The sequence below is a fragment of the Pelobacter propionicus DSM 2379 genome (assembly GCF_000015045.1).
Taxonomy (GTDB): domain Bacteria; phylum Desulfobacterota; class Desulfuromonadia; order Geobacterales; family Pseudopelobacteraceae; genus Pseudopelobacter; species Pseudopelobacter propionicus.
Map to the genome: position 1 here is coordinate 3773491 of NC_008609.1, position 17921 is coordinate 3791411.

Genomic DNA, 17921 nt, shown 5'->3' on the forward strand with positions numbered 1-17921 from the left:
TGCCGGGCGGCTCAGTCCGTATCCTCCAGTTCAAGCTCCATGCCGTCGTAGGCGAATTCGAATCCGGACGGCAGCCTCACGCCATCGCTGTAGAGGACGTCGTGGGACAGGTGGGTCAGGATGGTGCGTCCCGGCCGCAGCCGGCTCACGGCCGCTATCGCCGTTTCGATGTTGAAGTGGGACGGGTGCGGGTTCCAACGCAGACCGTCGATGACCAGGATCTCCAGTCCCCACAGCAGCGGCAGGGACGACTGGGGGATCTCGTTGCAGTCGGTCAGGTAGGCGAAGTTCCCGATGCGGTACCCCAGGGCCGAGATGGCGCCATGGGTAAGCGGCACCGGGATCACGGTCAGGCCGAACAGCTCGAAGGGGGCGGAGATGTTGTGAGCTTTCAGCAGCGGCGTGTAGCTCGAACCCTCGTGTTCCCTGAAGATATAGGAGAATCCGTTCATCAGGGTGGCAAAGGTGGCTGCCGACGCGAAGCAGGGGACAACCCGCTTGTGGAGAAAGTGGAAGCCGCGCAGGTCGTCGATGCCGTTGACATGATCCGCATGGGGATGGGTGAAGAGCACGGCATCGATATGCCTGACCTTCTCGCGCAGTGCCTGGTGACGCAGGTCGGTGGCGGTGTCCACCAGGATGTTCTTCCCTCCGTGGCGGATGAGCAGCGACGCCCTGGTGCGCACGTCGCGCGGGTCATCCGAGGAGCAGACCGCGCAACCGCATCCAACCATGGGCACCCCGGTGGAGGTCCCGCTGCCGAGTATAATACACTTCATCAACTGTGTCCTTCTCTGGAATTTGTCGTGAAACTATCAGAATTGACCTCCCCAGGCAAGGCCGTTTTCCCCGGCTGAAAAGGGCTGATGGAGCGGCGGGCTCCAGAACGTTCTGGCCCGGGTTCGCATCCGCTCGCCTGCCCGCGGGGCCGCGGGGGGAGCAAAGGGTATGGGTTCACAACAGCCCGTCGACATTGGGTTTGCGGCGTCTGCACGACACATCAAATATGCTTGTTGCGCTGGCGCGGATTTGCTATGGTAGCGCATCATGGCACAGATATGCAAAGGGGAAGACAATTCATGAAATTCACGAAAATGCAGGGCGCTGGAAATGATTACGTCTATGTGAACTGTTTTGAGGAGACGGTTGCCGATCCGCGCCAGGTTGCCATACAGGTTTCCAACCGCAACTTCGGCATCGGGTCGGACGGCCTGATCCTGATCATGCCCTCCACAACTGCCGATGTCCGCATGAGGATGTTCAATTCCGACGGCTCCGAATCGGAGATGTGCGGCAACGGCATCCGCTGCGTGGCAAAATACGCCTTTGATCACGGCATCGTATCCAAGAAGGAGATCACCGCCGAAACCGGGGCCGGCATCCTGGCCCTGCGCCTGATAGCGGGCAGTGACGGAAAGATCGCAAAGGTGCGGGTCAACATGGGACCTCCCCGCCTGGCCAGGAGCGAGATCCCCATGCGGGGCGATGCGGCTCCCCAGGTGGTGGGCGAACAGCTGACCATACTGGACCGCACCTTCAACATCACCTGCGCCTCCATGGGCAATCCGCACTGCGTGATCTTCGTGGATGACGTGGCCGGCTTCCCGGTCTCCACCTATGGCCCGCTGATCGAGAACCACGAACTGTTCCCCAACCGCACCAACGTGGAGTTCGTCCAGATTATCTCCCGCACCGAGGTGCGTCAGCGCACCTGGGAGAGGGGCGCGGGCGAGACCCTGGCCTGCGGCACCGGTTCCAGCGCCGTCACGGCGGCCTGCGTACTGAACGGCTTGACGGAAAAGCGCATACTCAACCACCTCTCGGGCGGCGACCTGGAGATGGAATGGGCCGAGGACGGCAACATCTACATGACCGGCCCGGCGGTGGAGGTGTTTTCCGGAGAGATCATGCTGTAGCCCCCCGTTCCAACAGGTGGCGTGTTCCTGAAATCGTGACGCGACGCGGGACGCTTCGGGGAATACCCATCACCATCCGTTGCCTGACGTGGCTCTCCCGTGGTTAGCCCGCTTCCGGTAGAGGAACAAGATCCGGCCAGCTCCATGACGCTGTCCCAATCGTGGCATATCAGGAGTATTCTCATGGATTTCAGCAAGATGCTGCACACCTTTTCCGTGGTCCCCTCCCTGTCCGGCGACCTTTCTCCGCTCCAGCGCATCGCCTACAACCTGTGGTGGTGCTGGGAACCGGACGCCATCAACCTGTTCCGCCGCATGGATGCCGACCTGTGGCAGGCCACCCGCCACAACCCGGTGGAGATGCTGGGAATTCTGCAGCAGACCACCCTGGAAACGCTGCAGAGCGACGAGGGCTTCATGGCCCACCTGAAGATGGTGGACGAGAAGCTGGACGACTATCTCCAGGAAAAGACCTGGTTCCAGAAGAACGCAGACGGCCATTCCACCATGAAGGTCGCCTATTTTTCCATGGAATACGGGCTGCACGAATCGATTCCGATCTACTCCGGCGGCCTGGGCATCCTGGCCGGCGATCACCTCAAGTCTGCCAGCGATCTGGGGATCCCGCTGGTGGGGGTGGGACTGCTCTACCGCCAGGGGTATTTCCGCCAATACCTGAACAACGAGGGGTGGCAGCAGGAGTACTACCCGGAGAACGACTTCTACAACCTGCCCCTGGTGCTGGAGCGGGACGACAGCGGGACTCCCCATACCATCGAACTGGAGTTCGGCCCCCGGAAATTTCTGGCCCGCATCTGGCGGGTGCAGGTCGGCCGGGTGCCGCTCTATCTGCTGGACACGAACCTGGAGGAGAACAGCCCTGAAGACCGGCTGATCACGGCCAAGCTCTACTTCGGCGACCAGGAGATGCGCATGCTGCAGGAGATCCTGCTGGGGATCGGCGGCATCCGTGCCCTGCGGACCATGGGCATTCTTCCCAATATCTGCCATATGAACGAAGGACACGCCGCTTTTCTGGCTCTGGAGCGTATCCGCCTGCTGATGGAGCGGCGCGACGTGGACTTCAGCGAGGCCCGCGAGATCGTCCGCGCCGGAAACGTGTTCACCACCCATACCCCGGTGGAAGCGGGCATCGATCACTTCCCGGAGTCGCTGCTGGAGAAGTACTTCGGCCGCTACTACCACTCCCTCGGCCTGAGCAGCAACGAATTCTTCGGCCTGGGGCGCCAGAACCCCAAAAACCACCAGGAGAGCTTCTGCATGGCGGTCCTGGCGCTGAAGCTGGCCAGCCACGCCAACGGCGTCAGCCAGTTGCACGGCGAGGTGTCGCGCAAGATGTGGCGCAACATCTGGCCGGAACTGCCCGATGAGCAGCTGCCGCTAACCTACGTTACCAACGGCGTCCATACCCGCACCTGGATGTCCTACCAGATGAGCAGCCTGCTGGTGCGCTACCTGGGAAACCGCTGGAGGGACGACCCGGCCGATCACGGCGCCTGGCGACGGATCGCCAGGATTCCCGACGCGGAGCTGTGGCGGACCCAGCAGAGCTGCCGTGAAAAGTTGGTGGATTTTGCCCGCAAACGCCTGAAACAGCAGCTGGTCAAGGTGGGGGCCACCCTGAAGGAGATCTCCATTGCCGAAGAGGTTCTGGACCCGGAGGTGCTGACCATCGGTTTTGCCCGGCGCTTCGCCACCTACAAGCGGGGCACGCTGCTCCTGCGCGACCTGGACCGCCTGGCCCGCATCCTGAACAACCCGGAGATGCCGGTGCAGATCATCTTTGCCGGCAAGGCCCATCCCCAGGACCATGAGGGGAAGGAGCTGATCCGCCAGATCGTGCAGGTCTCCCACCAGGAACGCTTCCGCCACCGCATCGTGTTCATCGAGGACTACGACATGGAGGTGGCCCGCCACCTGGTTCAGGGTGTGGATGTCTGGCTCAACACCCCATTGCGCCCCATGGAGGCCAGCGGCACCAGCGGCATGAAGGTGGCCTTTAACGGCGGCCTGAACATGAGCGTGCTGGACGGCTGGTGGTGTGAGGGATACCAGCGCAACAACGGCTGGGCAATCGGCAAGGGCGAGGTATACGAGGATACGGAGTACCAGAACCAGGTGGAGGGACGCGCCGTCTATGACCTGCTGGAAAAGGAGGTCGTGCCGCACTTCTATGAGCGGGGGAGCGACGGCATACCCCGTGCCTGGGTCGGCACCATGAAGGCATCCCTGCAGAGCCTCTGTCCGGTATTCTCCACCGAGCGCATGGTACAGGAGTACACCACGACCACCTACATCCCTTCCTATGCGCAGTGGAACAGACTGGTGGCGGACGATCTGGCCCTGGCCCTGGACTTGGCCCGCTGGAAGGAGCGCATCTTCAAGGCCTGGCCCCAGGTACGCATCGAGCATGCCGAGGCACAGGTTTCCGAGGCGGTGGCGGTGGGGAGCAGCATTCCCATCGGCGCCAGGGTGGCCCTGGGCGAACTGGAGTTGGACGAGGTGGCCGTGGAGGGGTACTTCGGCGTGCTGGATTCCACCGGCGTCATCCAGGGGGGGGAGAGCGTCACCCTTGAACATGTCAGTGCCCTGGGCAATGCCGTGCACCAGTTCGCCGGCCGGATAGAGTGCCGCTTCTGCGGGCGCCACGGCTTCATGCTGCGCGTCATGCCGCGCCACAAACTGCTGGGCCCTATCTATGAACCCGGCTATCTGCTCTGGGGATAGACTTCAGATGCTTTGCACCATCAGGGCGCGGTAGTCAGTCATGGCCATAGGCTCGGACATTCAGCAGCAGGTTTTCGATCTTCTCTCCAAGGCATCGAATTTCTCCTTTGTCAGCGCCGACCGGGACACGGCGGGAATCATCGGCCTGACTCCCGGTCAGAGGGTGACGGCCCAGGTACTGACAACACTCCCCGACAGCCGGGTGCAGGTGCGGCTCGGTTCGGAGACACTGAACCTCAACCTGCCCATGCCGGTGCGATCGGGGCAGAACCTGGAGCTGACCTTCGTCTCCTCCGAACCGCGCTCGACCTTTGCCATTGCCCGCCAGGGTGGAACAACGCCCCCCATCACCCTTTCCGATGCCTCCCGGCTGCTGGGACTCCTGGCACACAGCGAACAGATCAATGATCCCCGGCTGCGCTCATCCCTGCAGAGCATCAGCGGGCTGCTGCGAAGTTCAGCGGGGGAATCGGGGGTTCTGGCCAACCTGATGGACGAAGCGCTGACCTATGGAACCGCCCGCGGAGGAGAAACGGCCCTGCCGCGAACGGCCGCCGGCTCCTTCCCCGTTAGCGGCGGGGAGACGGCAACAGCCCAGGCCCGCCTGACCGCCTTCGAATCCGGCGCCTCCCAGATCCTGCTGCAGATAGCCCGCAATTCCCGTTTCACCCTGGTGGAGGCGATCAATTCTCCGGTGGTTCCCCTCTCGCTCCTTCCCGGCCAGGAGGTGGATGCCGCGGTGCAGGGTACGCTCCCCGGCGGACGGGCATTTGTCACGGTGGCAGGCACGACCCTGGAGCTGGTGCTGCCGCGCACGGTACAGCAGGGTGAGATTCTGCGGCTGACCTTTATCTCCTCCGACCCCAAGCCGACCTTCGCCATGGCACGCCCTACCCCGGAGGGCGCCCAGGGGGGCCTGAGCAATGCCGGACGCTGGCTGAGTAGCCTGGAGCACAGCCAGGGGGGGATATCGGTCCAGCAGAGCCACGTGCTGGACCGGCTCGCATCGGTACTGAGAAGTCTTCCAGCCGACTCGCCTGCTTTCACGGCGATCCTGGACGAGGCCATTACCTACCAGACGGTCATGGAGGGGGGACGACAGCATGGCGCGGAGAGCGCTGTCTCGCTCATGGCACGGCAAGCAACGCAGCAGCAAGGCAATGGCATCGTACTCAGCGATGACATGGCCAGACTGCTCCAGGCCTTGATCAGGGGGAACCGGCTGGCCCTGGTGGAGGCGCTCAACCAGCAGACCCAGGGAGTTTTTTTCTCCGCCGGACAGCAGTTGAAAGGCGAGGTACTGGCGTCCTTGGGTGGTGGGCACTTCACGGTACTGGTTGCCGGCCAGATGCTGGAATTCACCATGCCCAGGGGGACGCGCCTTGGTGACCGGGTCAGCCTCTTCTACATCGCGGGCAATGCCCGGCCGACCTTTCTGATGACCCGCTTCGGAAGGCCGGGGGACTCGAGGGTCAGCGAAACCGGCCGCTGGCTGAGCGGTTTTCTCGGTTCTACCGCGGAAAGCGCGCCGGCACAGGAGACTTTGGGCATTCTGCGGATTCTGCTCTCCGGACCACCAACGGACGGCGCGCACGTAGGAAGCATGCTCCAGCAGGGGTTGCGGGAGAGTGGCCTGTTCTACGAGTCGCATCTGGCACGCTGGTTCGGCGGCGAGTACCAGCTGGAGGATCTGCTCAGGGAGCCCCAGGGTCGCCTGTCCCGGCTGAACCAGTCACTACCGGACACGCCGCCGCTGGATCACCAGGGCGAGGGGACGCCGCAGCCGGCGTTGAAAGATGCCACGCTGGAGGCCATGGAAGCTGCCTTCCAAAAGGCCGGCCGGGTCTTGGGCCATGAAGATGTGGCTGACCAGAGCACTCTGCCGCTGCTGCGGCAGCAGCTGGAATCGCTGCAATCGGGACAGATCATCTTTCGAGGACAACTCTTTGAGGGACAGCCGCTGGAGTGGGCGGTGGGCGAGCGCGAGGCCCGAAGGAACAGGGAAGGGGGCCAGGAGCGAACCTGGGATACGACGTTACGGGTTGACCTGCCCCGGCTGGGAGCCGTTGCGGCCAGGCTGACGCTGGACGGCAATCGGGTGGCAATCGAATTACGTGCCGGAGAGTCCGGAGCAGTGGAACTGCTGGGAAGAGAACGCGGGAAGCTGGTGGAGCAGTTGCAGGCCGCCGGCCTGGAACCTGCTGAAATCGGTGTGCTTCATGACGAATCCTGACAGCGACGAGCGCAAGGCTGCCGCCATTTCCTACAAGCAGGGCTATTACGCGCCGGTGGTGGTGGCCCGCGGCAAGGGGGTCATGGCAGAGGCAATCATTGCCTGCGCCCGCGAGGCAGGAGTTTATATTCACGAATCGCCGGAACTGGTCCAGCTGCTGATGCAGGTTGACACGGACCAGTTCATCCCGCCCGAACTCTACCGGGCGGTGGCTGAAGTGCTGGTGTGGCTGTACAGGATGGAAGCGGAGACCGGGGGAACGCACCCCATTGACCGCGAACGTCATGGCATCGCCGGCATGGAATCAGAGTGATTCCGGTTTCAAATCAAAGATGATATCAAGGCGGCGAGGAAGAAGGCGACGAAGGCGTACAGGCAGTACGTTGAGGAGCCTTGAACGAGCCAACGAAGAGAGCGCTTTGAGTTGGGATTGGAATGACACCATACCGTTACCTGTTGGAGGATCGATGCGGATCAAGTTTGGGACCGATGGCTGGCGTGGCGTGATCGCCCGTGATTTTACCTTTGACAACCTCTCTCTGGTGGCCCAGGCCACCATGGATTACCTCATTCAAACCAATGCGGCCGGCAGGGGATTGGTAGTCGGTTACGACCGTCGCTTCCTGTCCCGCGAATTCGCCCGTCGGGTGGCCGAGATCGCCGCAGGCAACGCCATCAGGGTGAGGCTGAGTGACGGCTATGCACCAACTCCGGCCATTTCCTGGGCAGTGCGGGAGAGCGGAGCAGGAGCGGGCATAATGGTCACCGCCAGTCATAATCCTCCGGAGTATAACGGCTTCAAGATCAAGGAGGCTTTTGGCGGCTCCGCCCTCCCTTCCACCACCAGTGCCCTGGAGGAGATCGTGGCCGCCAATGTGGCGACTGGCCGCCCCATCCAGGAGCGCCCCTTCGATGATGCCCTGAGGGAGGGGATGATCGAGTATTTCGATCCTTGCCAGGGCTACTTTGAGCAGATCAGGCGCTATGTTGACCTGGATCTGATTGCCGAATCCGGTATCGCGGCGGTGGTGGACCCCATGTACGGTGCCGGATGCGGCGCCATCCCACGCCTGCTGGCAGGGGTGGACGAGATCCACTGCGTTGAGAACCCCTGCTTTGGGGGCCAGCCCCCCGAGCCGATCGGGGAACATCTGGCCGAGCTTTCCGCTCTGGTGGCCGGCGGCACATACCGGGTTGGGCTTGCCCTGGACGGTGATGCCGACCGTATCGGGGCGATTGACGAGAACGGTGACTTCTTCTCCTCCCACTGCATCTTCACCGTCATACTGCGTCATCTGATCGAGCACAAGAAGTTGCGTGGCGGGGTGGTCAAAACCGTTTCCTCCACCCGCATGGTAGATCTGCTGGCAGCCAGGTACGGGCTGCGGCTCTTCGAGACCCCCATTGGCTTCAAGCATATCTGTGAATTGATGCTGAAGGAGGACATCCTGATGGGGGGCGAGGAATCGGGAGGGCTGGGGGTGAAGGGGCACATCCCCGAACGGGATGGCATCCTTATGGCACTCTTATTGCTTGAAGTCATGGCGGTTAACGGCAAGGGACTGCGGCAGCTGCTGAATGAGACCATGGACGAGATCGGCCATTTTTTCTATCGGCGCATAGATCACCGCATTGCGGAAGATGCCAAGGAACGGCTGGTTGCAAGGCTCAGGACAGAGCCGCCAGCAGAGATTGCCAGCAGGATGGTCGTTGCCACCAACTTCAGTGACGGCTTCAAGTTCTTCTTCGAAAACGGCGACTGGCTCCTGATCCGGCCGTCAGGCACCGAGCCGGTCTTGCGACTCTACAGCGAGGCCACCTCCCCCGATCGGGTCGACCAACTTCTGAGGGAGGCGGAACTCCTCGCCGGCGTGGCACCAGGCTGTCAGCCGGCTTCTCTGTAACAACGTTCGGACCAGAAAAAAAATGATGAATTTTATGGATACTATGGTATTACTCATCGAACAAATAGACCCTGCCGCACGAGCGGGAAACCGAAAGAGGAGGATTCTGAAATGGCAAACATTCTCATAGTCGACGACTCATCCACCATGCGAAAGATTATTTCACGTTCACTGCGTCAGGCAGGTCTGCCGGTTGACGAGGTATATGAAGCGGGCGACGGCATCGAGGGATTAAACGTACTCGCCTCCGGCAAAACGGTTAACCTGATCCTCTCCGACATCAACATGCCCAACATGGATGGACTGGAGTTCGTCAAAACGGTCAGGGGCAATGGGAACACCGTTCCCATCGTGATGATAACCACCGAGGGGGGCGAGGAAATCATCAAGGAGGCCATCGGAAACGGGGCCAGCGACAGCATCAAGAAGCCATTTACCCCGGATCAGCTTCAGGAGAAGCTGGGAGGCCTCCTATGAGCCTTAACCCCGATATTGCCGCATCCAATATCTTTACCGAAGAGCAGTTGGCAAAGTATGTCATCGATGCGACACAGGAAGTGTTCTCCACCATGATCATGATGGATGCTTCTGACGACTATCCTCTCCAGGAGCCGATCAACCGCTTCCAGTGCAGCATTACCGGCATGGTCGGCTTTGCCGGCACCTACTCCGGCGTCATCTCTATCCACTGTCCGGTATCGTTGGCCCTCAGGATCACCTCCAGCATGCTTGGCATGGAGTGCGACGAGGTTAACGAGGACCTCAATGACGCCATAGGCGAAATAGCCAACATGCTGGGCGGCAGCGTCAAGCAGGTGCTCTCCAAGGGGGGCCTCGATGTGAAGCTGTCGATTCCCACCGTGATCTCCGGAGAAGATTATACGGTCAACTCTCTCTCCGACATGGATTGCGTCGTAATTCCCTTCAAAATCGATGACGACAGATTTCTGGTAGGCCTGACCCTCAAGAAGGAAGATTGATGTCGTTATCTCATGCCCTGATCTGCCGCCCGGTGTGGTAGGACTGATCCTGAACCGGAAGATTACGCACCATGGATGGTTATACCACGCTACATGAAATGCTGGAGTCTGCCCTGAAGCAGGCTGGCGAAGAGAGCGGCATGCTCCTTGGCCAGGACCTTAGCATTTCCCTCACCGATTCTCTTGCCACCAACAAAACGGCATACTTCGGCGAACTTGACGACTCCATTTTCGTCATCGGCGTCGACTCGCGCGAAGCCTATGTCGGCCAGTTCTATCTCGTATTCTCGCTGCGTGACGCCATTGTCATGAGCAGTACCCTGCTGGGCATCCCCCCGGCGCGCATCCAGGAGAAGAGGCGCCTTGCCATCATCGAAAACGATGATATCGATGCTTTTTCCGAGATCGGGAACATGGTTAACGGCTCCTTCAACACGGTATTTCAAGGGACCTTGCCCAACAAGGTTCACCTGAAGGTACTGCCCCCAAAAAAATTCGTTCCGGACATAGACCAGTTGTCCGAAGACGAGCCGATTCCTGAAAATGAATACCTCATGTTCCGCTCTCGTCTCGAGATGGCGGATCAGGAGTTGAATTACCTTGATGTGCTGATACCGGTATCACTCGGCAATCAGTTTGACCCTCCCCCGGAACCCGTGGAACAGGTTGCGCACGACACGGTGGAGGGCGATGAGCCTGTTGCTGCCGAAGCCGCTCCCGTTTCGCCCGAGGAAGGCGTGGCTGGTGGTGGCGCCCCCCCCGTCTCCGGAGAGGAGGGTGTCGACAGTATCGTACTCCTCCAGGATGATGGTGATGCGCGCCGCCTGCTCGCTGACGCCGTGACGTTCACCGGCTTCCAGGTGGTGGAGGGAACGCTGGATGACAATATAAAAGATCTCTTTTCCGGTCGGAACGTGCGACTGGTCATTATCGGTTCGGTGGATGCGGATGACCGGGAACTGGCGGTATGTATAAAGGTCATGGCTCTGCGCCAGGATTCCCCTCCGCCAATAATGATGAGTGCCGAACGCTGGACACGGACCGCTGCGCTGAAGGCGCTGAAATATGGAGCGCGGGACATTGCCCTCACCCCCTGCAGCGAAGATGAGCTGGCAGCCAAGGTCCGCAGATGCTGCAAGCTGGCAGACCAGCATCCCCTCGACAAGCAGCTGTGAATGGATGGGCGCCATGAGCCGTGCATACGATATCCGCAGAGACATACGGCGTTTTCTTTCGCTGCACGCCCTATCGGTCACGCTGTTGACGGCCCTGCTTTCCGGCTTCATGACCTCTCCGGCAGTGGCATCACTTCCAGCCAACAGCCTCCACCGAGTATCCCTCCGCCAGAAGCAGCATTTCACACGCATTACCATCGCGCTTGAAAATCGGCCGCACTACACCCTGTCACGCCTGCCCGGCAACAGGCTGCGCATCAGGCTTGCGGATACGGATGGCCCCCTGCTCAAAAAATTTCGTCGTTATTCCGATACCAACCTGGGAGGAGTCGTTTTCTCCCGGAGCGGGGACAGCCTGGTCCTGACCTTCCCCTTTGCCACCGACCGGATATGGCGCGATGTCAGCGTGGACGGAGTAAACGCGATAACCCTGGATATCGGCACACAGTTTGGTTCGCCGCTCCCCCCTGCGCAACGCTCCGGACGTGATCGGATCTGGAGCGGTGTTGAAAAACTGGTGCGTGATTTCGATCCTCCGCTAAAATCCGAGTTTCCGTTCGTTCCCACGGACCAGATACTGCTGAAAAACCTGCTGGACAGAGACGGTCAGGAAGTCTTCCTGGCGGCAGAGGCGGCCCTCTACAAGGGCAACCTGTCGGAGGCGGAAGAGGGCTTTGCCCAGTTCACATCACGGAAAACAGCCATACAACCACTGGCCCTGTACCGCCTCGGAGAGACCCACTACAAGCTGCAGAAGTATTCCCAGGCACTTTCCTCATTTCGCGAGGCGGAAAAGCTCTGGCCGGCATTTCTGAACCTGAATCCGGCGGTAACCTTCTACTACGGGGACAGCATCGCCCGCGGGGGCGATCTGAGCGCCGCACGCAGCCTGCTTTCCGGGCTGATCGCCCGCCTGGCCGAGAAAAAGTTCGCTCCGGTTCTTCTCGTACGAATGGCGGATATTCTGGTTCGCCAGGGACACGAACAGGAGGCGTTGGGTGTCTACCGCACGGTTTCAGAGAACTTCCGGGACAACAAGGCCACCTGGATAGCCATGCTCAGACTTAAGGATCGCGACTTCCTGCAGGCAACCCCCTGGAATTATCTCAGCCTGGGAAACGCCTACCTGGATATCTACCGCCAGAGCAATGATATCGACCTGCGCGAGGAGTCCCTGTTCAAATACGTCCTCCTGGAATCCCTGCACGGTGAGGCTTCCGATGCGCTCAGACAGGTTGTGATGTTCCAGAGAAAGTACCCGCGGGGAGTCTATGCGGCGGTCTGCAGGACCATTCGAGAAGTGCTAGTCGCCCAGGTATACCGCGAGACCGAATGGGCCAGGAAATCATCCGGACTGATCCTTTTTGCGGAGGAGCACCAGGATTACCTGGCCGAGTGCATGGAGCAGCCCGAGTTTCTGCAAAAGATAGTACGGGCCTACGAGACTGCCGGACGCCCCATCGAATTGATCAGACTGCTCAGCTTTCTGCTTGAACGGCAATGGGCCTCTGCCGGTGCGCCCTTCATGTACGAAACGGTTGCGGAAAATGCCGAACTGCTGGGCGATACCGTTATGGCGGAAAAATACATGCGAATGTTCCTCCAGAAATTTGCATCCCATCCGCGGGCACGGCTGATTCTGGAGCGACTGGGCGGCCTCTTGTACAGCGAGGGGAGACACCAGGAAACGCGGGATACGCTCCTCTGGCTTTTGAACAGAGGAGAAAAGGCGCGCATGGCGGAGAGCTATTACTACCTCGGACGTTCCCTCTGGGCGCTGCGCCAGTTTGCGCCAGCCTATCGCTCGATGGAACTGTACCTGCCACGGGGTGTCGACCATACGGGCAAGGCGGCGCGACTGTTACCCGACGCCTATTACGTCGCCGCGTCGGCACGGGAATCCGCGGGGGACAGGAAGGGCGCCTTAAGGCTTATTGAGGCGGGATTGAAAAAACCGGATTTGGAGGGGAGAGACGAACTGCTCTACAAGGCGGGAGAGCTTCACCTGCACGCAGGCAGGACGCAACGCGCCCAGACCTATTTTGAACAGGTTGCCACCAAGGGGAGCGACCCTGATTGGCAAAACCTCGCTCGCCACGCCCTGCAAACGCTGGAAACAAACGCCGGCAGCAAAGCCACTCCCTAGACACCTGGCTTGGAAGTGCTGTCAAAATAGCGACTCTGTCAGGGTTTTGACAGAGTTTTCTATTTTTGCTGAGCCTTTAGCGACTCCGTCTGTCGGCTTGTCATAGCTTCGAATGCGACAGCAACGCACCCACCAGTAGGCACATATCTTGCAAATTAATGAGCGCCAGAGGAGGGACACCATGCCGATAGATGGTCTATTTAGCAGCACCATAGATATCCTCAGCAAGAACATCGATTTGCGGGCAAAACAGCACAACCTGGTTTCCTCCAACATCGCCAATGCTGAAACGCCAAACTATGTTCCAAAGGCTCTTGTATTTGAGGACGAACTTCAGGGAGCCATCAAGGGAAACCCCACGACAACCGGATCAACAACCAATCCCCGCCACATCCCCCTGAAGGGGGGAGGCGGCACTATTCACTCGGTTCAGGGACAAGTTATCGAGTCTCCAGCCAAAACACCGGGGAAAGACGGCAATGCGGTGGAGCTTGAAGGAGAGATGAGCAGAATGGTGGAGAATCAAATCCTGTACAACGCCTCGGTGCAGATCCTGACCAAGAAATTTGAGGGATTGCGTACGGCTATCAAAGGACAACAATAATGGACTTTTTCAGTGCAATGAATGTCAGTGCTTCTGCCCTATCGGCTGAACGCACGAGGATGAATCTGATTTCCAGCAATCTGGCGAATGCCAACGCAACACGCACTCCCGAGGGAGGGCCATACAAGCGTAAGGACGCCGTTTTTGCGGCCACCCCGGTTGAGGGGCGTTTCGCCAGGGCCTTGGATGGTGCCGCCAACAGGGAAATTCGCCAAGTCGAGGTTCAGCAGGTGGTTGAGGACCAGAGCCCACCCCGCATCCAGTATGACCCCAGCCACCCCGATGCCAATCCCCAGGGATATGTGGCCATGCCCAATGTGAACGTCATTGAAGAGATGGCGGACATGATCGGCGCCAGCCGCACCTATGAGGCCAATGTTACCGCGGTACAGACAGCTAAAAGCATGGCCCTGAAGGCGCTGGAGATCAGCAAGTAATCTGCGTACTGCTTGAAAGCGGATCAGGAAAGGAGGCTTTTCGTATGGAGTTGAATGGCATTGAAAGCGGGCTTGGAATCGGCAGTGCCTTTCCCGCAACCGGCAGCGCCAAGCAGACGTCGCCAGTTGAGGGCGCCGGCAAATTTTTCACTGAACTGGTTTCCAAGGTAAATGACCTTCAAAACCAGTCTGACAGGGCGATTCAGGGCCTTGCCAGCGGAGAGAACAAAAATCTCCACGAAGTCATGATCTCAATGGAGAAGGCCAGTATCTCCTTTCTCTTCATGTCACAGGTTCGCAATAAGGCAATTGAAGCCTATCAGGAAGTCATGAGGATGCAGTTGTAATGCTCACGGCACTCCGTATCTTTAAAAACGGTTGGTCACGCTGGAACCGCATCAACGTCGGAAAGGACGGGGCGACAGGTCATGCCTGAAGGATTACAGAGACTCATAGAGCCTTTCATGGCCCTCTCCCCTGGCAAACGCATGCTGATTGCCGGGGTGGCTATCCTCTCGGTTGCCGCATTTGCGGTTCTCATATTCGTGGCAAACCGCGTTGACTACCGCCCCTTGTTTACGAATCTGAGCACAGAAGATGCTGCCGAAATAGTCAAGAAACTGAAGGACAACAAGACCCCCTACCAGATTACCGCTGACGGCAAGGGTATCATGGTGCCGGCTGATCTGGTCTACGAGCAACGCCTCGCCCTGGCGTCCGAAGGTCTGCCCCAGGGCGGAGGCGTAGGCTTTGAGATTTTTGACCGAAAAAACTTCGGCATGACAGAGTTCGTCCAAAAAATCAACTACCAGCGCGCCCTTCAGGGAGAACTCTCTCGTACAATCTCGCAACTGAACGGCGTTGAGCAGGCCCGCATCCATCTTGTTATTCCTGAAAAATCACTCTTCAAGGAAAACGAGAAACCATCCACCGCCTCGATTGTACTTAAAATGAAGTCAGGCCGTTCCCTCCGCCAAAACGAAGTCCAGGGAATCGTGCATCTGGTCGCCTCGTCAATCGAGGGGATGGAGGCTGATCAGGTCACGGTACTCGACAGCCGTGGCAAGGTTCTCAACAAGGGGGGGGGGGACCCAGATCCAACATCCAAGGCCACCTCCGTCATGCAGGAGACCCAGCGGATTTATGAAAAAAACGTCGAAGAACGTATCCAGTCCATGCTGGACCCCGTCGTCGGTTCCGGCAGAGCCATTGCTCGTGTTTCGGCGCTGTTCGACTTTAAGCAGGTTGAACGACTCGAGGAAAAGTTCGACCCCGAGAGCATAGCGGTCAGGAGCGAACAGCGTTCCGAGGAGAAAGGTGCGACAGCCGTCAATGCAGCAGGGGTACCCGGGGTGCAGACAAACCTTGGGAGAACTGGGGCGGGCGGAGCCACGCAAGCCGGTGGTGCCGCAAAAAACGACGAGACGCTTAATTACGAGGTCAGCCGTACCACGGCCAAGATTATCGAACCGGTGGGTGCGCTCAGCAGATTATCAGTTGCCGTGCTGGTCGATGGCAAGTATGCGTTGCCAACCGCAGTCAAGGATGGGCAAACCGCCACCCCCAAGTACATTCCCCGCTCACCCGAGGAATTACAGAAAATAGAAGCACTTGTGAAAAGCGCCGTGGGATTCAATGCCGAACGTGGCGACCAGCTGGCAATACAGAACATACCTTTTCAGGACACGGGCGAACTGGGCAATATCGAGACACAGAAGTGGTGGAACAACCCCTTTTTCATGTCGCTGTTCAAGAATCTGTTGATTGGACTCGGCTTCATGGCGTTGATCATCTTTGTCATCCGGCCTCTGCTCGTGTCGCTTAAAATCGTGCGTCCATCTGCACGCGAATCCATAGAAACCGTCCATGAAATATCGGACAAACTGACCTCGGCGGAACGTGCCCAGATTTCCATGCAGATGGCGGAACAGCAGAACCTGATAGACACTGCAAAAAAGGATCCCTACCAGGTCGCCCAGATCCTTCAGAACTGGATCGGGGAAGACAGCAAGTAATACCGTATAAGCGAGGATTGGCAAGAAAACTATGACAGGTACCGACAAAGCTGCCATCCTGCTCCTCTATCTGGGTAACGAGGTTACCAGTCAGGTGTTCGAGCACATGGATGACGATGAAATAAAGAAGATTAGCAAGAGCATGGCAAAACTGGGCCATATTTCCCGCGGCACGATTATGGAGGTGGTGGAAAACTTTACCACCGTCATTAATCCTGAATCCGGAATATTCGCCCAGGGAGACGAGTTCGTGCGCAAGATTCTTGAAAAAGCCCTCGGGCCGGCCAAGGCGGAGATACTCATGGAAGAGCTTCAGGCCTCCAGTTATGGTGACCTGGTGGATATTCTCGCCAACATGGATGCTAAGAGTATTGCAAATTTCCTCTCCCAGGAACATCCGCAAACCGTGGCGGTTATTCTTGCAAAGCTGAAATCGAAACAGACCAGTGAAATCATCAGCCTGCTCCCCCAGGAACTGCAGGCCGAAGTCGTGTTGCGCATTGCGGATGTCGAGCAAGTATCACCGGAGATCCTGCAGGAAATCGATGACGTGATGAAGAAGGAAATCAAATCCATGGGGGGGGTGCAACGCTACAAGGTTGGTGGCATCGACAAGGTGGTGGATATGTTCAACCACTTTGATCGAAGCAAAGAAAAGCAAATACTCGACAAACTGGATGTTCTGAGTCCGCCCCTGGCAGAGATTATCCGCAAACACCTCTTCACCTTTGAAGATGTGTTTCAACTGGATGACCGCAGCATCCAGTCAATTATGCGGGAAATCAGCAACGACACCTTGACTCTAGCCATGAAAACGTCCCCTGACGAGGTTAAGGACAAGATCTTCAAAAACATTTCCAGCAGAGCCGCGGAGATGATCAAGGAGGACCTTGAGGTCATGGGCCCAGTACGCCTCTCCGATGTGGAAAAGGCCCAGGGAGAGATCATCAAGATCGTCAGGAAGATGGAGGAAGAGGGAAAGATTGTATTGGCTGGACGTGGTGGAGACGATGTCCTCGTCTAGGATCATTAAATCATCGCAGGTTGGGGCCGGTACTGTCGGCACATATTCCTTCCAGCCCATCAACCAGGCGGCCACGAACCAGACAACCGACGAGGCATCCGGCGGGTTTGTGGCAATGGGACTTTTTGACTCGTCAGAATTAAAAAACGTCAAACCACACCCTCAGGAAGAAGAGCCGCTTACAATTGATGAGCCCCCAGCAGTCACCCTGCTCGAAGAGGATCTGCAGCGGCGCCTCTCCGAGGCCTTCGAGAATGGCCTCATCGAAGGTAAAAACCTGGCTGAACGGGGACTTGTGAATGTATTCCGCTCACTCAGAGCAGCCGCGGAAGGTGTGCAAGATCTTCGCGAAAAAGTCATGCGAGAGTCCGAGGACGACCTGATAAACCTGGTCATGATGGTGGCACGCAAGGTCATTTTACGGGAAGTTACCCAGGATCGTGGTATCGTGCTAGGCGTTGTGCAAACGGCCATATCGGCTCTTTCGGAGCGCTGCGAAATTACCATCCGCCTTAACCCAGATGACTACATCCTGATAACCACCGACCACGATGATTCCTTCCGAAGGGAGATGCTGACGGAGAGAATGCAGCTCAAGTCGGATCCAGCAGTCCTTCAGGGCTTTTGCCAGATCGACTCGGAAATAGGAACACTTGATGCCGGCATCGATGCGCAGTTGGATGAAATCTTCCGAAACATGCATGAGAAACGCACCCTGTCCAAGGGCATTGATGAATAG

Annotated in this window: 16 protein-coding genes; 15 read left to right on the plus strand and 1 reads right to left on the minus strand. The window is 58.5% G+C overall.

Annotated elements, in window-relative coordinates; genetic code table 11:
- Nucleotides 1-11: 11 nt before the first annotated feature.
- Nucleotides 12-779, minus strand: a complete 768-nt coding sequence (locus PPRO_RS16975) for a GPMC system MBL fold metallohydrolase (RefSeq protein WP_011737222.1) — start codon at nucleotides 777-779, stop codon at nucleotides 12-14.
- A gap of 300 nt (nucleotides 780-1079) precedes the next feature.
- On the opposite strand from PPRO_RS16975, the gene dapF reads away from it, so the two are divergent.
- The 15 genes from dapF (at nucleotide 1080) to PPRO_RS17050 (ending at nucleotide 17921) form a co-directional block, all read left to right on the plus strand.
- Nucleotides 1080-1916, plus strand: coding sequence for a diaminopimelate epimerase (gene dapF, locus PPRO_RS16980; protein WP_011737223.1), 837 nt, complete (start codon nucleotides 1080-1082; stop codon nucleotides 1914-1916).
- A 183-nt stretch (nucleotides 1917-2099) separates the two neighbouring features.
- Nucleotides 2100-4664 carry an alpha-glucan family phosphorylase gene (gene glgP / locus PPRO_RS16985; RefSeq protein ID WP_011737224.1) on the plus strand — a complete coding sequence of 855 codons (2565 nt, stop codon included), beginning with the start codon at nucleotides 2100-2102 and terminating at the stop codon, nucleotides 4662-4664.
- Nucleotides 4665-4704: 40 nt separating this feature from the next.
- On the plus strand, nucleotides 4705-6897 hold the full coding sequence (gene fliK, locus PPRO_RS16990; RefSeq protein WP_011737225.1) for a flagellar hook-length control protein FliK: 2193 nt from the start codon (nucleotides 4705-4707) through the stop codon (nucleotides 6895-6897).
- Nucleotides 6884-7210, plus strand: a complete 327-nt coding sequence (locus tag PPRO_RS16995) for an EscU/YscU/HrcU family type III secretion system export apparatus switch protein (RefSeq protein WP_011737226.1) — start codon at nucleotides 6884-6886, stop codon at nucleotides 7208-7210. The genes fliK and PPRO_RS16995 overlap by 14 nt, the downstream gene beginning before the upstream one ends.
- Nucleotides 7211-7364: 154 nt before the next feature.
- Nucleotides 7365-8801 (plus strand): phosphoglucomutase/phosphomannomutase family protein, encoded by a 1437-nt coding sequence (locus tag PPRO_RS17000; RefSeq protein ID WP_011737227.1) that lies wholly within the window; start codon nucleotides 7365-7367, stop codon nucleotides 8799-8801.
- Between the two features lie 111 nt (nucleotides 8802-8912).
- A complete protein-coding gene (locus tag PPRO_RS17005) occupies nucleotides 8913-9278 on the plus strand; it encodes a response regulator (RefSeq protein WP_011737228.1) in 366 nt (121 codons plus the stop codon).
- Entirely contained in the window at nucleotides 9275-9781 is a 507-nt protein-coding gene (locus PPRO_RS17010) for a chemotaxis protein CheX (RefSeq protein WP_011737229.1), read from the plus strand. Before PPRO_RS17005 ends, PPRO_RS17010 begins: the two co-directional genes overlap by 4 nt.
- A gap of 71 nt (nucleotides 9782-9852) precedes the next feature.
- The gene (locus tag PPRO_RS17015) at nucleotides 9853-10956 is read left to right on the plus strand and encodes a histidine kinase (RefSeq protein ID WP_011737230.1); all 1104 of its coding nucleotides are present in this window, start codon (nucleotides 9853-9855) and stop codon (nucleotides 10954-10956) included.
- A 13-nt stretch (nucleotides 10957-10969) separates the two neighbouring features.
- Nucleotides 10970-13102 (plus strand): tetratricopeptide repeat protein, encoded by a 2133-nt coding sequence (locus PPRO_RS17020; protein ID WP_049759786.1) that lies wholly within the window; start codon nucleotides 10970-10972, stop codon nucleotides 13100-13102.
- Between the two features lie 181 nt (nucleotides 13103-13283).
- Nucleotides 13284-13706, plus strand: coding sequence for a flagellar basal body rod protein FlgB (gene flgB / locus PPRO_RS17025; RefSeq protein WP_011737232.1), 423 nt, complete (start codon nucleotides 13284-13286; stop codon nucleotides 13704-13706).
- Nucleotides 13706-14143, plus strand: a complete 438-nt coding sequence (flgC, locus tag PPRO_RS17030; protein WP_011737233.1) for a flagellar basal body rod protein FlgC — start codon at nucleotides 13706-13708, stop codon at nucleotides 14141-14143. The genes flgB and flgC overlap by 1 nt, the downstream gene beginning before the upstream one ends.
- 44 nt (nucleotides 14144-14187) lie before the next feature.
- Nucleotides 14188-14490, plus strand: a complete 303-nt coding sequence (gene fliE, locus PPRO_RS17035) for a flagellar hook-basal body complex protein FliE (protein ID WP_011737234.1) — start codon at nucleotides 14188-14190, stop codon at nucleotides 14488-14490.
- Between the two features lie 81 nt (nucleotides 14491-14571).
- Complete coding sequence (gene fliF, locus PPRO_RS17040) at nucleotides 14572-16158, plus strand: flagellar basal-body MS-ring/collar protein FliF (protein ID WP_011737235.1); 1587 nt, start codon at nucleotides 14572-14574, stop codon at nucleotides 16156-16158.
- Between the two features lie 31 nt (nucleotides 16159-16189).
- Nucleotides 16190-17182 carry a flagellar motor switch protein FliG gene (gene fliG, locus PPRO_RS17045; RefSeq protein ID WP_011737236.1) on the plus strand — a complete coding sequence of 331 codons (993 nt, stop codon included), beginning with the start codon at nucleotides 16190-16192 and terminating at the stop codon, nucleotides 17180-17182.
- Entirely contained in the window at nucleotides 17142-17921 is a 780-nt protein-coding gene (locus PPRO_RS17050; RefSeq protein ID WP_198138301.1) for a FliH/SctL family protein, read from the plus strand. The genes fliG and PPRO_RS17050 overlap by 41 nt, the downstream gene beginning before the upstream one ends.